10 protein-coding genes are annotated in these 13,626 nt (G+C 69.1%); 3 read left to right on the forward strand and 7 right to left on the reverse strand.

Features of this window, described 5'->3' with window-relative positions:
- Positions 1-114: 114 nt before the first annotated feature.
- The 3 genes from AC5RV2_RS04285 (at position 115) to AC5RV2_RS04295 (ending at position 4,342) form a co-directional block, all read left to right on the forward strand.
- Entirely contained in the window at positions 115-1,635 is a 1,521-nt protein-coding gene (locus AC5RV2_RS04285) for a sodium:solute symporter family protein (RefSeq protein WP_494091325.1), read from the forward strand.
- Positions 1,636-2,021: 386 nt separating this feature from the next.
- A complete protein-coding gene (locus tag AC5RV2_RS04290) occupies positions 2,022-3,125 on the forward strand; it encodes a VIT1/CCC1 transporter family protein (protein WP_494091334.1) in 1,104 nt (367 codons plus the stop codon).
- A gap of 128 nt (positions 3,126-3,253) precedes the next feature.
- Complete coding sequence (locus AC5RV2_RS04295; protein ID WP_494091326.1) at positions 3,254-4,342, forward strand: matrixin family metalloprotease; 1,089 nt, start codon at positions 3,254-3,256, stop codon at positions 4,340-4,342.
- On the opposite strand, the gene AC5RV2_RS04300 is transcribed toward AC5RV2_RS04295, so the two are convergent.
- The 7 genes from AC5RV2_RS04300 to AC5RV2_RS04330 form a co-directional block, all read right to left on the reverse strand.
- A complete protein-coding gene (locus AC5RV2_RS04300; RefSeq protein WP_494091327.1) occupies positions 4,337-5,608 on the reverse strand; it encodes an LOG family protein in 1,272 nt (423 codons plus the stop codon). The two genes, AC5RV2_RS04295 and AC5RV2_RS04300, sit on opposite strands and share 6 nt — an antisense overlap.
- Before the next feature lie 49 nt (positions 5,609-5,657).
- Entirely contained in the window at positions 5,658-7,325 is a 1,668-nt protein-coding gene (locus AC5RV2_RS04305; RefSeq protein ID WP_494091328.1) for an MDR family MFS transporter, read from the reverse strand.
- A complete protein-coding gene (locus AC5RV2_RS04310) occupies positions 7,322-7,966 on the reverse strand; it encodes a TetR/AcrR family transcriptional regulator (RefSeq protein WP_494091329.1) in 645 nt (214 codons plus the stop codon). Before AC5RV2_RS04310 ends, AC5RV2_RS04305 begins: the two co-directional genes overlap by 4 nt.
- A 140-nt stretch (positions 7,967-8,106) precedes the next feature.
- Positions 8,107-8,970 (reverse strand): formyltetrahydrofolate deformylase, encoded by an 864-nt coding sequence (gene purU / locus AC5RV2_RS04315; RefSeq protein WP_494001734.1) that lies wholly within the window; start codon positions 8,968-8,970, stop codon positions 8,107-8,109.
- 106 nt (positions 8,971-9,076) lie between these two features.
- Entirely contained in the window at positions 9,077-10,528 is a 1,452-nt protein-coding gene (locus AC5RV2_RS04320; RefSeq protein WP_494091330.1) for an L-serine ammonia-lyase, read from the reverse strand.
- A gap of 1 nt (position 10,529) precedes the next feature.
- Positions 10,530-11,159: a sarcosine oxidase subunit gamma gene (locus AC5RV2_RS04325; RefSeq protein ID WP_494091331.1), complete on the reverse strand. Its 630-nt coding sequence runs from the start codon at positions 11,157-11,159 to the stop codon at positions 10,530-10,532.
- Positions 11,152-13,626, reverse strand: a 2,475-nt coding sequence (locus AC5RV2_RS04330; RefSeq protein ID WP_494091332.1) for a sarcosine oxidase subunit alpha family protein, incomplete at its 5' end; no start/stop codon positions are given. The genes AC5RV2_RS04330 and AC5RV2_RS04325, both read right to left, overlap by 8 nt.

A 13,626-nucleotide genomic window follows, 5' to 3' on the forward strand; every position in this document is an offset into this window, starting at 1 on the left:
GCCGAGTTGACCTGTGCCCCGTGCCACATTTAGCTTAACACTCAACACTTGTTGCCTCACAGGCAATTTTCCGCATGTCGCCCGCACTATTTTTCATTCCCCTTGGAGTCCCCCATGGACAGTCAAATCGTCAACGTCGTCATTGTGGTGGCCTATCTGGCCGCCATGCTGCTCTTCGGGTGGTGGGGCAAATCCCGCACCAAGAACACCAGCGACTACCTGGTGGCCGGCCGCCGCCTCGGCCCCGTCCTCTACACCGGCACGATGGCCGCCGTCGTCCTGGGCGGAGCCTCCACCGTCGGCGGCGTCGGCCTGGGCTACAAGTGGGGCATCTCCGGGATGTGGCTGGTGGTCGCGATCGGCTCCGGCGTGCTGCTGCTGAGCCTGCTCTTCGCCCCCACCCTGCAGAAGCTGAAAATCTACACCGTGGCGCAGATGCTCACGCTGCGGTACGGCGTTCATGCCACCAAGGTGTCGGGCATCGTCATGCTGGCCTACACGCTCATGCTCTGCGCCACGTCCACCGGGGCCTACGCCACCATCATGGTGGTGCTCTTCGGCTGGGAGCGCTGGCTCTCCATCGCCGTCGGCGGGGCCATTGTACTGATCTACTCCACTGTCGGCGGCATGTGGTCCATCACGCTGGCCGACATGGCACAGTTCATCATCAAGACCGTCGGAGTCTTCCTGCTGATGCTGCCGTTCACCTGGTCGGCCGCCGGCGGCCTGGACGGCATCCGCTCGCGCGTCGATGCGGAATTCTTCTCGCTGACCGGCATCGGCGTGCAGACCATCATCACCTACTTCGTGGTCTACACGCTGGGCCTGCTGATCGGCCAGGACATCTGGCAGCGCGTCTTCACCGCCCGCAATCCCGGGGTCGCCCGCTGGGGCGGCGCAACGGCCGGCATCTACTGCATCCTCTACGGAGCCGCCGGCGCCCTGATCGGCATGGCAGCCTCCGTGGCGCTGCCCGCCATCGAAGTCGAAGACGACGTGTACGCGGACGTGGCCATGAACCTGCTGCCCATCGGCATCGGCGGCATTGTGCTGGCCGCGGCCGTTGCCGCGATGATGTCGACGGCGTCCGGCTGCCTGATCGCCGCCGCGACGGTGGCGCGCGCCGACGTGGTGCCGTTCGTGGCCTCCTGGTTCGGCAAGCACGTCCACTACGACCACGAGAACACCGAACACGATGTGGCCGGCAACCGGTGGTGGGTCTTCGGACTGGGTGCGGTCTCAATCCTGCTGGCCATCGTGGTGCAGGACGTAGTCGCTGCGCTGACCATTGCCTACGACATCCTGGTGGGCGGCCTGCTGGTCGCGATCCTGGGCGGCCTGGTCTGGAAGCGCGGCACCGGCCTGGGCGCCGCGTGGTCCATGGCGGCCGGCACCATCGTCACGCTGACCACCATGATCGTGCTGGAGATCAACGCCGAGGAACAATACGCCGGCGTGTACGCCAACGAGCCCATCTACTACGGCCTGATCGCCTCCGCGCTGGTCTACGTGGGAGTGTCGCTGCTCACGAAGCCCACCGATGCAGCCGTGCGCCAGGCGTGGGACCTCCGGGTGGCGGGGCAGGCAACGGAGGAAGTCCCGGTCGAGGGTCCCGACGAGGTCGCCACGCGCTGACGCAGGCGCCTGGCTCCGGCCAGGAGACGGTGACTGTGGGGCGGTCCTCAAGGGACCGCCCCACCGTGGACTGCGCAGGCAACTGCGCCAACGGCTTCAGGCGCTGGGCGCTGCCCCGACCGGCTACAATGGAGGTTGCGAAGGGGAGTAGCTCCACCGCCGCGCGGTTCACGCGCACTGGGCGTGGAGGCCTGTCGACACACTGGCCAGCGTTAGCGGCCCGGCAGTCCACCTGAGCGCAGGGCAGGTACCGCCTGATCCGCTGCGCCCGGGCGAGCGAGACCTTCGGTCAGTTGATGATTAACTGACCGGAGATCATCGAACCGTCTCCGGTCCGACTCAGGAGCAGCGTGACAACGAGCCCCGATCCAGCCGGCCCCGACCCTATGGACGCCCAACCCGACGGCAAGGCATCGCCGTCGAAATCCGACATCCGGCTGTGGCGCCGCTATCTTGCCGACGAACGCGCCGAAGCCGCCATCTACCGCGACCTGGCAAGACGCCGCGACGGCGAGGAACGCGAGATCCTGCTGGCCCTGGCCGACGCCGAGGGACGGCACGAAAAACACTGGCGCGACCTGCTGGGCAAGCATGCCGGGCAAAGGCTGCGGCCGTCGTTGCGCCGGACCGTGCTGCGGTTCCTGGCCCGCAGCTTCGGCTCGGTGTTCGTGCTGGCCCTGGCGCAACGGGCCGAGAGCCGCTCCCCCTACGGCAGTGAGCCGGCGGCGACCGAGGCGATGGCCGCCGATGAACTGATTCACGAAGAGGTCATCCGTGGCCTGGCCACCCGCGGCCGCGCCCGGCTCTCCGGCAACTTCCGTGCGGCGGTCTTCGGCGCGAACGACGGGCTGGTCTCGAACCTGGCGCTGATCATGGGCATCGGCGCCACCGGGGTCTCCAGCGGATTCATCCTGTTCAGCGGCTTCGCCGGCCTCCTCGCCGGCGCACTGTCCATGGGCGCCGGCGAGTACGTGTCCGTGCGCTCCCAGCGCGAGTTGCTCTCTGCCACCCGCCCCACCCAGATCACCTTGCAGGCAGCGCCGGACCTGGACCTGAACGCGAATGAACTGGTGCTCGTGTACCGCGCGCGGGGCATGACCCCGGAAGCAGCCGAACACCGTGCCGCCGAGCGGATGGGCTACCTGGACTGCGACTGCGATCCCAGCCTCTCCCTGCAGCCGCCGGAAACGTACATCAACGACTACCAGGAGATCGGCACCGGCTGGAATGCCGCCCTCTCCAGTTTCCTGTTCTTCTCCAGCGGTGCGCTGATCCCGATCCTGCCCTACATCTTCGGCATGCAGGGCACGGCGGCCGTGGTGGTCGCGCTCGTGCTGGTCGGCCTGGCACTGCTGGTGACCGGCGGAATCGTGGGGCTGCTGTCCGGGGCTTCGCCGCTCAAGCGTGCCCTGCGGCAGCTGGCGATCGGCTTCGGTGCGGCCCTGGCCACCTACCTGCTGGGTTCCTTGTTCGGCACCACGGCGCTCTGATCCCGCCGGCGGCCCGGCCTGTACACCCGCCGGCCACCGGACAGCCCCCTACCGTTTGTCTCACGGCTTGGTTACCCTGAGGCAAGCGGGGCAACGATGCACCGCCGTCCGCCATGCCGAGGGGGACCATGAGTTGGCCGCCGACCGAGGACCCGGGCCATGCGCCGGGCGGGGCCCGGCCTGTGCCGGAAGCCGGGACGGGGCAGGCACCCCAGCGGGCCACCGCCGGCTCCGTTGAGCGCCGGAAACCGGACGCCGACCAGGGGCAGGTCTGGATCAACCCGACGGCGCGGCAGGTGCGCGCTCCCGGGCAGCTGCCCACACTGACGCCGATTTCTGCCCCGGCCGCCCGGAGGGAACCGGACCTCCGGGGCCCGTCACCGTTCGGCAAGTTCATCCTGCTGGCCGCTGCTGCGTCGCTGGCGGCGTGGGCCTTCATCTGGATGGCCCAACCAGGCCCCGCCCCAGCGGTGGAACCCGGCGGGGCCGCCGCCCTGAATGGGGTACCGTTCGATGCCGGCTCCACTGTCAAGGGCCCGGGCCATGGCGGCTTTCCGCCGTCGGGAGTCGACGCCGCGGACGGACCGCTGGGGGTGCCCGCGCCCCTCGACGAGGAGAACGATTCCTACGAATTTTTGGCCTCGCCGTCCAAGCAGCACTACCTCGCCTACGACCCGTGCCGCCCGATCCGGTATGTGGTCCGCACCGCCGACTCCCCCGCGGGCAGCACGCAGTTGGTCCATGAGGCGGTGGACCACGTCTCGGAGGCCACGGGCCTGCAGTTCATTTACGAAGGGACCACCACCGAACCGCCCGCCGAGCGGCGCCGATCCTACCAGCCCGAACGCTACGGCGAGCGGTGGGCACCGGTGCTGATCGCCTGGTCCGACCCGAAGCAAAGCCCGTCCTTGGCCGGTCCGACCATCGGCCTGGGCGGCAGCGGCTGGGCGTCGCGGGGCGGGGTTTCCGCTTACGTGTCGGGTCAGATCGAACTGGACACACCGCAGTTCCGCCAGCTGCTTGGTGCGCCCGGGGGCAACGACGCCGCCCGGGCCATCATCATGCACGAGCTGGGCCACCTGATCGGCCTGGACCACGTCGACGACCCCACCCAGCTGATGTACGCGCAGGCCTCGCACGACATCCTCGCCTTTGCCGACGGCGACCTCACCGGCCTGGCGTTGCTGGGCCAGGGCGAGTGCGTGCCCGAGCTATAGAACGTCGAGGGCCTGCTCCACGGTGTCCACCAGGTGCACGGCGCCCTCCATGGGCCGCCCGCGCGCGAGCGCCTGCAGCAGCGGCCAGGCGGGCAGTTCCTCGGTCCAGTACTTGCGCCCGACCAGCACCATCGGCGAGAGCGCTTCCGGGGTGGCGTAGTAGTTTTCGCAGGCGTCCTGGAAAATTTCCTGTACCGTGCCGCCGGCGCCGGGCAGGAACACGATTCCACCGTCGCAGCGCTGTAGCAGCACGGCCTCGCGCAGGGCGTTGCCGAAGTACTTTGCGATGTGGGTGGCAAAGAGGTTCGGCGGCTCATGCCCGTAGTGCCAGGTGGGGATGCCAAGATTCGCGACGCCGGGTCCGGCCCCCGCGAGCACGTCGGCCGCCGCGCGGGCCCAGTCGGTGACGGACGGCCGGAAGGAGGGAACGCCGGCCAGCCGGTCCAGCGCGTCGGCAAACTCGTCATCGCCGGCCGCGGAGAGCCGCGCGCCCAGGTTGGCGGCCTCCATCGCGCCCGGGCCGCCCCCGGTCGCCACGGCATACCCCTCCGTGGCGAGCAGCCTGCCCAGCCGGGCGGCGCCGTCGTAAATGGTGCTGCCCCGCTCGGCAGCGTGCCCGCCCATCACCCCCACCATCCTCCGGCCGGCGAACACGGTGGAGAACAGCGCCTCCATGGCGTCGCCGATGGCATGGTCGTGCAGGCTCGCCGCGAGGGTGGAATCCAGGTCGTGGCGGGTCGCGGACCGCGAGGACCAGGCGTAGACCTGCGCGTCCAGCGTCCCTTCGTAGGGTCCGGTGTCCAGCCCGCTGTAGAGCTCGGCGGCGGTGTAAACCTGGCCGCGGTACGGGTCGAACGGGACGCCGGGCAGCGTCGGAAAGATCAGCGCGCCGTTGCGGTGCAGCCAGTCCTCGGTGGTCGCCTCGAACGTGCATCCAAGGAACACCGAGCCGGCCGGGTCCATGCTGAGCAGGGCCTCCGTGCGGCCGCTGAGATCCACCGATTGGAAGTGCCAGCCGTTCATCGACGGCGGTCCCCCGTCCGGCCCCGGTCGCCAGGTGGGCCGCGGCTGGCGGTCTGGCTGCAGGCCGTCCGGTCCCCCGCCTGACTGTGGTGACCCGGATGGCGTCGCCTGGCTGGCGGCCGGGCGTCCGCCGTCGCCCGCTGCCCTGGCTCGCGGAGCCTGGGCGACCAGCCGGTCGAAGTGCTCGAGCGACTCAATCTCGACGACGCGCGGTTCCTTGTGCAGTGCCGCTGACGCTCCCATGCAGCCAGCATAACCGTCGACCCGAAGCTGCCCGCGGCCTTCCCGAGCGCTACCTGTTGCTGGGTTCGGTCTGGCGCAGGTCCGTGTTCGCCGGCTGGTTGCCCTCGGTCGCGGAGGTGATCGCGAGATTCCCCTCCGAGGCCGCCTCGGCCAGGACGTCCGGCTCCAGCGAGGTGGCCAACGGCTTTTCCACCACGAACATGCACAGCACAGTGGCGACAACGGCCATCGGCACCATGAACAGGAAGAGCGGCATCAGGGCTTCGTTGTAGGACTCGACGATGATGTCGTGCACCGGTGCGGGCAGGCCTGCGACCATGTCCGGAGTCAGCGAGTTGCCGCCTCCGGTGGCCGCGACGGCGGCGGCCGGCAGGCGGTCGTTGAGCAGGTCGACCAGGCGGTGGGCGAACAGGCTTCCCACGACGGCCGAGCCGAGCGTGGCGCCGATCTGGCGGAAGAAGTTGTTGGCCGCCGTCGCCGTGCCCACCTGCCGCAGCGGGAAGGAGTTCTGCACGATCAGCACCAGGATCTGCATGTTCAGGCCCAGGCCAAGGCCCAGCAGGCCCAGGTGAACGCAGAGCACCCAGACGGGCGTGTCCGCGCGCACAAAGTACATCAGCAGCAGGGCTACCGCCATGACCGCCGAACCGGCCACCGGCATCCATTTGTAACGGCCGGTCCTGGAGACCAGGATTCCGGAGATCATTGACGACGCGAGCAGCGCGGCCATCATGGGAATCATCAGCATCCCGGCGGCTGTGGCCGATACTCCGGTAGCCATCTGGAAGTAGGTGGGCATGTAGCCGAGGGCGCCGAACATGGCCACCGAGATCAACAGGCCCGCAATGGTGGTCATGATGAAGTTGCGGTCGCGGAACATGGACATGGGGATGATGGGTTCGGCGGTCTTTCGCTCCACCAGCACGAACCCGACGGCGGCCAGCACGGTGCCCGCTATGAGGGCGATGAGCACCGGATCGGACCAGGCGAAGGTGCTGCCGCCCCAGCTGCTCACCAGGACCAGGCCGGTGGTCGCGGCCGCCATCAGCAGCATGCCCCAGAGATCGAGCTTCGGCCGCACCTTGACCGGCCGGGACTTCAGGAAGAACAGCGCGCCGATCAGCGCCAAGACGCCCACGGGAAGGTTGAACCAGAAGGCCCAGCGCCAGCCCGGTCCCTCGGTAAACCAGCCGCCCAGCAGCGGTCCGACCACGGAGGAGAACGCAAAGACCCCGCCCATGGCGCCCATGTACTTGCCGCGTTCCCGGGCGGGAACCACATCGGCAATGATGGCCTGCGACAGGATCATCAGTCCGCCGCCGCCCAGCCCCTGCACTACACGGGAAGCAATGAGCCAGCCCATGTCCGGCGCCAGCGCGCCGATGACCGAGCCGATCAAGAACATGATGATCGCGGCGACCAGCAGGTATTTGCGGCCGATCTGGTCGCCCAGCTTGCCGTAGATGGGCATCATGACCGTGGCGGCCAGGATATACGCGGTGATCACCCAGAGCATCAGGTTGGCGCCGTTGAGCTCGCCCACGATGGTGGGCAGTGCGGTCGCCAGGATGGTCTGGTTCAGGGCGGCCAGCAACATGGCCATCATCAGCGCAACGAATACCAGCAGCAGGTTGCCATGGCTGTGGCCATGCTGCCCCGGCCGGGACGTCGCGGATGCCGGTGGACGCTGTAGCGCCTGTCGGCTCTCGTTCTTCATTCGGATTCCTTCAAAACTGCGCGCAGCAAGGCCAGGCTGTGTTCCAGTGCCTCGGTCTGCGATTCCAGGGTGGGTTGGGACATGGTTTTTTGCATGGCAAAGCGGATCGCCGCGCCCGCCGTCATGACCAGCATGCGGGCGGCGTCTTCGGCGGTGTACTGCCCGCCGACGGGATGTGCGGCCAGGATCCGTTCGGCGTCCGCGAGCCGGTCGGAGCCGGCGAGCAGTTCGGAGACCGCGGTGGTGACCAACTGCTCCACCTTGACGACGTACTGGACGCGGCGGTGCAGCAGGTGCGGGTACTTGCGCAGAATCAGGTGGCGGGTGGCATCGTCTCCGCCCTGGATGGAGCGGGTGACCGCCAGCATCAACTTGCCGACCTCGTCCAGCAGATTGGCGTGGACGTCGAATTCGGCCAGCATGGCATCGTCAAGCACCGGCTCGCGCAGGCCCAGCACCGCGTCTTCCTTGCACGTGAAGTAGTTAAAGAAGGTGCGCGGGGAAACTCCGGCGGAGAGCGCCACCGCATCCACGGTGACGCTCTCAAATCCGTCTTCCAGCGCCGCTTCCGCCGCGGCGTCATGCAGGGCGGCCCAGCACTCGGCGCGCTTGCGCTCACGCAGGGAATTTAGTTGACTCACCGAACCAGTGTGCCAGCGCCCCCGCTCTTTGCACAAGTGCAAACATTCATTCCTGCAAGAATTTGAGCAACGTCACACCGGGGACGGAAGAGAGGGCCGGTGCCGCTCGGCGGGTATGAAACCAGCCAAGCCGCGCGCTCCTACCGCAGCACCACGGTGCGGTTTCCGTGCAGGATGACCCGGCCCTCGCAGTGCCACTTGACCGCGTTGGTCAGGGCCTTGCACTCGGTGTCGCGGCCGGCGGCCACCAGGTCCTCCGGCCCGAAGGTGTGGTCGACTTCCACCGTCTGCTGGGCGATGATCGGGCCTTCATCGAGTTCGGCGTTGACGTAGTGCGCGGTGGCCCCCACGGTCTTCACGCCCTTTTCGTAGGCCTGGTGATAGGGCTTGGCCCCCTTGAAGCTGGGCAGGAAGGAGTGGTGGATGTTGATGGTACGCCCGGTCAGCTCGCGGCTCAGGTGGTCGCTGAGGACCTGCATGTAGCGGGCCAGCACTACCAGCTCCACGTTGTGGGCATCGATCAGTTGCAGCAGCTCGGCCTCGGCGGCCGGCTTCGTGTCCGGCGTGACCGGCACGTGGTAATACGGAACCTCGTGCCATTCCACCAGCCCCTTGTGGTCCAGATGGTTGGACACGACGGCGACAATCTCCACCGGCAGCTCCCCCATCCGGGAGCGGAAGAGCAGGTCGTTCAGGCAGTGCCCGAACTTTGACACCATCACCAGCACCCGCCGCCTGCGGCCCTTGGGTTCCAGCTGCCACGCCATGCCGTACTGCTCGGCCAACGGCGCAAACGCCTCGCGCAGCCGCTCCGTGGAGTTGGTTCCGCCGTTCTCCCCGGCGAAGTCGGTGCGCATGAAAAAATGCCCGGCCCGCCGGTCGTCGAACTGCTTGAGCTCCTGGATGCTCTGGCGGTGCTCGACCAGGAAACCCGAGACCGCGTGGACGATCCCGAGCCGCTCCGGGCAGTCGAGGGTCAGGATGTGCTCGTGGTGGATCGGCATGTTGCTACCCCGTTTCGGTCTGGCTTGGTGTGGCGGTGTTGACGGACCTGCCGTCCGGGCTGGTTCAGCTGCAGCGGTTCAGCTGCGGCGGTTCAGCTGCGGCGGTTCAGCATTCGACGACGTTGACGGCCAGCCCGCCGCGCGACGTCTCCTTGTACTTGGACATCATGTCGGCCCCGGTCTCCCGCATGGTCTTGATGGCCATGTCCAGGGACACCCGGTGGTCGCCGTCGCCGGCCAGTGCCAGCCGGGCGGCGTTGATCGCCTTGACGCTGGCAATGGCGTTGCGTTCAATGCAGGGAATCTGGACCAGGCCGCCCACCGGATCACAGGTCAGGCCCAAGTTGTGTTCGATGCCGACCTCGGCGGCGTTTTCCACCTGCTCCGGTGTCCCGCCGAGCACCGCGCACAGTGCACCGGCCGCCATCGAGCAGGCTGAGCCGACCTCGCCCTGGCAGCCGACCTCGGCCCCGGAGATCGAGGCGTTGGTCTTGAACAGGATGCCGATGGCTGCCGCCGTGAGCAGGAAATCCACCACCGCGTCGTCGTCCGCGCCGGGCACGAATCTCGTGTAGTAGTGCAGCACGGCGGGCAGGATCCCGGCCGCGCCGTTGGTGGGCGCCGTGACGATCCGCCCGCCGGAGGCGTTTTCCTCGTTGACCGCCAACGCGTACAGGTTCACCCACTCCATCGCCCACAGCGGGTCGGCGTTGGGCGTGCCTTCCGCTGCCCGTGCCTCCTCGGCGGCACGCAGCCTTCGCCGCAGCCCCGGGGCACGACGGCGGACCAGCAGTGACCCGGGCAGGGTCTCCTCGGTGCGGGTACAGCCGTTTTCCACACACTCCTGCATCACCGCCCAGATCCGCAGGAGGGCCGCCCGCAGTTCGGCTTCGCTGCGCCAGGTGAGCTCGTTGGCCAGCATCACGCCGGCTATCGACGTTCCGGCCTCGCGGCAGCGGGCGAGCAGTTCCGCGGCACTGGAGAACGGGTACGGGAACCGTTCCCCGTGGGCGCCCCCACGACCGGCTCCATCGGCGTCGCCCGCGGAGTCGCGCGCCGCGGAGTCTTCCGCCGCACGTTCGGCCTCCTCGGCGGTGACAACGAACCCGCCGCCCACCGAGTAATAGGAGGATTCGCGCAGCGGTGAGCCACCGGCGTCGTACGCGGTAAAGGTCATCCCGTTGGGATGCGCCGGCAGCGAGCGGCGGCGGTGCAGCACCACGTCCGACGCCCGGTCGAACTCCACCGGGTGCGTGCCGGCCAGGCTCAGCTTGCGCGCGGCCGCCGCCTCCTGCACCTGCGCGTCCGCGCCATCCGGATCAACGGTTTCCGGGTCCTCGCCCTGCAGGCCCAGGATCACGGCCTTGTCCGATCCGTGGCCGGCCCCGGTGGCACCGAGCGAGCCGAACAGCTCCGTCTTCACCCGGGCCACCGACTCCAGCAGCCCGTCGGCGGCCAGCGACTCGGCGAACTGCCGGGCGGCCCGCATGGGCCCCACCGTGTGCGACGACGACGGTCCGATGCCGATCGAGAACAGGTCCAGCGCGCTCAGTGCCATGTCAATCGACCTCGGGCGAGGCGAACTCCGTCATGGCGTCCAGCAGCCAGCGGGCGGTGTAGTCCGCGAACGAGGCCCGCGGCATGATCCGGTAGACCTGGCCGCCGTCCTGCTCCGCGGTCTGCCACAGCAGCACCGGCACCGGGCCCAGCTGGGTGGTGATCGCCGTGCCGGGCCGGAACACCCGCGGGTGCAGGTCCGCGTGGCAGCCCTTCTCCAGCACCAGCCGGGCCGACGGTCCGGAAAGTTCCAGCGTGGTGCGGTTCGCGGACAGGTCGACGACGGCGCCCGGCTCACCGCCGAGCGCGGCGGCCAGGTCCGCCGTGGCGTCCGTGCCTTCGGGCCCGACCAGCAGGAACTCGTCCGGCCCCAGCCACAGGATGGCGGCCCCGTCCGCGCTTCCGGAAACCCGGCCGTGGCCGGCCGGCAACGGCAGCCCGGCGGCGGCCTCAAGCGCCTTGGCGCCGGCCGATCCCGGCTCGGCCCGCAGGCCGACCATGTTCAGGAACGGGATTTCCCGCAGGCTGACGCCGCGTTCGCCGGCCACGGCACCCTGGCTGATTGCCTCGGTCAAATGCGCCAGCGGGCTGCGGCGCAGTGCTGCGATGTCGGTCAAGACCTGTTCAGCCATCACGACGGCTCCCTTCGGGGTCGTAGAGTACGGGTTCTGCGATGACGACGTCCACCAGCTGCCCGTTGACGGGTGCCTGCAGCGTCTCGCCGATGCGGTTGCGGCCGTTTTTGATCAGGGCCAGGCCGAAGCTGCGGCCCAGCGCGGCGCTGTGGTAGCTGGAGGTCACGTGCCCCTCCATCGGCACCGGTGCCTCGGCCGGCGCGATCCGGGTGCCCTGGTTGACCAGCTGGGCGCCCTCCGGCAGCCGGAACGACTTGTCCACCGGCAGGACCCCGACCAGCTGCTTGCGGTCCTCGCGCAGGTTGTCCGCGCGGGTGTAGGAGCGCTTGCCCACGAAGTCCTTGGCCTTGGAGACCACCCAGTCCATCCCGGCGTCCTGCGGGGTGACCGTGCCGTCCGTGTCCTGGCCGACGATGATGAAGCCCTTCTCGGCGCGCAGCACGTGCATGGTCTCGGTGCCGTACGGGGTGATGTTGAACTCCGCGCCGGCCTCGGCCACGTCTTCCCAGACCTTCAGGCCGAACCAGGAGGACACATTAATCTCGAATGCCAGCTCGCCGGAGAACGAGATCCGGCAGACGCGGGCCGGGATACCGGATGCGAGCGTGGTCTCCCGGAACGCCATGAAGGGGAACGCGTCGTTGTCCAAATCCAGCTCGGGCGCCAGCTTGGCGATGACCTCGCGGGACTTGGGGCCCACGACGGCGACGGTGGTGTACTGCTCCGTGACCGAGTTGCAGACGACGTCCAGTTCCGGCCATTCGGTCTGCAGCCACTCCTCCAGCCAGTCCAGCACCTTGGCGGCACCGCCGGTGGTGGTCGTCATGAAGTAGCGGTCCTCGTCCAGGCGCAGGGTCACGCCGTCGTCGAAAATCATGCCGTCCGGGGTGCACATCAGCCCGTAGCGGCCCAGGCCCGGCTTCAGTTTCTTGAACGCGTTGGTGTACATCCGGTTCAGGAATTCGCCGGCGTCCTTGCCGCGGATCTCGATCTTGCCCAGCGTGGTGGCATCCATGAAGCCGACCGATTCGCGGACCGCGGCGCATTCGCGCAGCACCGCGGCGTCCATGTCCTCGCCCGGCTGCGGGAAGTACCAGGGCCGCTTCCACTGTCCGACGTCCTCGAACAGCGCACCGTGGGCGACGTGCCACGGATGGATCGAGGTCAGCCGCGCCGGGTCGAACAGCTCCCCGCGCTGCCGGCCGGCCAGTGCGGCGAACGCCACCGGAGTGTAGGGGGCGCGGTAGGCGGTGGTGCCGATGCTGCCGACGTCGGGATTGTTCAGCGCCGCCGCGATGACGCCGATGGCGTTGACCCCGGAGGTCTTGCCCTGGTCGTTGGCGGTGCTGATGGACGTATAGCGCTTCACATGCTCCACGCTGCGCATTCCGGCGCCGGTCGAACGCAGCACGTCGGCGACCGTCTGGTCGCGCTGGAAGTCGACGAAGTGGTTCTTCCAGCCGGCGGCCTCGCCGTCGAGGGCGGGAACCAGCCACAGCGGCCGGATCGGGGAGACGGTTTCGGCGGCGGCAGCGGGAACCTGCGGGTCCGCGCTGAAGCCGGCGCGGGTGGCCGCGGCGGCACCGGCGGCGGCGCCCTCGCGCAGGCTGCCGGCCAGATCCAGGGTGCCGTTGCAGGCGCCGGCGGTCTGCTGGTCCTTGACCGCGTGGCCGGGCACGAAGGCCGCCAGGTCGTCGTTCCAGGCCAGCCGGCGCTCGCGCTGGCTGTGCAGGTGCACCACTGGGCTCCAGCCGCCGGAGACGGCCAGCAGGTCCGCCTCGAGTGTTTCCGGTTCCCCGGTCAGCTGCCCCTCTGCATCCAAACCGCTGACGACGACGGCGCTGATCCGCCCGCCGTCGTTCCGGCCTTCGGTGTCCACCACGGCGCTGCCGGTGATCAGGCGGGCGCCCGCCGCGCGGGCCGTCTCGGCCGCGTCGCCGCCAATCCCGGGACGTGCGTCCACCACGGCCGCGACGGTGATGCCCGCCGCGCTCAGGTCGGCGACCAGCTGGTACGCCGAGTCGTTGTTGGTGGCGACGACCACCTGGTTGCCGGCGGCCACCGCGTACCGGTTGAGGTAGCTGCGGACGGCGGAGGCCAGCATGATGCCGGGGCGGTCGTTGTTCGCGAAGACGATGGGACGTTCGTGCGCGCCGGTGGCGAGCACCATCTGCCTGGCGCGGACGTGCCAGATGCGTTCGCGGGAGACTCCGGCCCCCAGCTCGCCGGCCAGGTGGTCGGTGCGGCGCTGGACGGCCACGACGTAGTTGCTGTCGTAGCTGCCGAACGCCGTGGTGCGGGCCAGGTAGGTGAGCTCTTCGGCCGCGGACAACTCGGCGACGGTCCGGTCCACCCACTCCTGCGCGGGCAGGCCGTCGATGGTCTCGCCGCGGCCCGACAGCAGCGAGCCGCCGGCCTCGGGCTGCTCGTCCATCAGGATCACGCGCGCACCGCTCCGGGCTGC

Source organism: Arthrobacter sp. Y3225116 (assembly GCF_059091245.1).

What these genes read in the sequence shown, in the direction of transcription:
- AC5RV2_RS04300 (WP_494091327.1), bottom strand. Translation starts at nt 5,608, where the DNA reads ATGGGAGCGTCAGCGGCACTGCACAAGGAACCGCGCGTCGTCGAGATT.
- AC5RV2_RS04305 (WP_494091328.1), bottom strand. Translation starts at nt 7,325, where the DNA reads ATGAAGAACGAGAGCCGACAGGCGCTACAGCGTCCACCGGCATCCGCG.
- AC5RV2_RS04285 (WP_494091325.1), top strand. Translation starts at nt 115, where the DNA reads ATGGACAGTCAAATCGTCAACGTCGTCATTGTGGTGGCCTATCTGGCC.
- AC5RV2_RS04290 (WP_494091334.1), top strand. Translation starts at nt 2,022, where the DNA reads ATGGACGCCCAACCCGACGGCAAGGCATCGCCGTCGAAATCCGACATC.
- AC5RV2_RS04320 (WP_494091330.1), bottom strand. Translation starts at nt 10,528, where the DNA reads ATGGCACTGAGCGCGCTGGACCTGTTCTCGATCGGCATCGGACCGTCG.
- purU (WP_494001734.1), bottom strand. Translation starts at nt 8,970, where the DNA reads ATGCCGATCCACCACGAGCACATCCTGACCCTCGACTGCCCGGAGCGG.
- AC5RV2_RS04295 (WP_494091326.1), top strand. Translation starts at nt 3,254, where the DNA reads ATGAGTTGGCCGCCGACCGAGGACCCGGGCCATGCGCCGGGCGGGGCC.
- AC5RV2_RS04325 (WP_494091331.1), bottom strand. Translation starts at nt 11,159, where the DNA reads ATGGCTGAACAGGTCTTGACCGACATCGCAGCACTGCGCCGCAGCCCG.